We start from the raw sequence: 788 nt of genomic DNA on the forward strand, positions 1-788 counted from the left end.
GCGGTAATCCATATTGGAGCAAATAGTGCTCAAAGTCTAACTGTAGATATTAATCAAATGGATAGTACAACACTTGGTGGAGGAACTAATACTGGAACAGCAACTACTGCTGATGCAGTATCATCTCAGACGACAGGAACAAGTGGTAACATTGCTATTACAGACCCGTCCACTTTCACAGGAGAGACAGGAACATGGACATTAGCTACCACTGACGGTACAGCTTTCACGTTGGATAAGGGTGATGGAACCGGTGCACAAACAATTGATTTGAGTACTGGAACAGCAACCGTAGATGGTATCGAACTAGATATTTCAGGAATTACTGCTGCTGCTAATGATGAATGGTCAATAGAGGTAACTGCAGCTTCTACAGGTACTGGTACAGGTGGAACTACAATTGGCTCATTAAAAGTAGCTGATGTAGATAGTGCAACAGAAGCATCAGGTGGGGTTTTATCTCAAGCTGGAGCGGATGCTGCTATTGAGAACATTCAAAAGGCAATCGAACAAGTTTCAGCAGAACGTTCTAAACTTGGTGCATTCCAAAACCGTTTGGATCACACAATTAATAACCTGAATACTTCAAGTGAGAACTTATCAGCAGCTGAATCTCGTATCCGTGACGTAGATATGGCGAAGGAAGTAATGGAAATGACAAAGAATAACATTCTTTCTCAAGCTTCTCAATCAATGCTTGCGCAAGCTAACCAAGCTCCACAAGCAGTCCTTCAATTACTTGGATAATTTTAATAATTTTCTAGAAAGACTCTAGCTATGCTAGGGTC

The 788-nt window shown here is 41.4% G+C and carries 1 protein-coding gene; it reads left to right on the forward strand.

Annotation, left to right across the window (positions count from 1 at the left end; translation table 11 throughout):
* Positions 1–747, forward strand: a 747-nt coding sequence (locus tag LQ50_RS24135; protein WP_034634307.1) for a flagellin, incomplete at its 5' end; no start/stop codon positions are given.
* Positions 748–788 lie beyond the last annotated feature (41 nt).

It is taken from the genome of Halalkalibacter okhensis (assembly GCF_000787375.1).
Classification (GTDB): Bacteria; Bacillota; Bacilli; order Bacillales; family Bacillaceae_D; genus Halalkalibacter; species Halalkalibacter okhensis.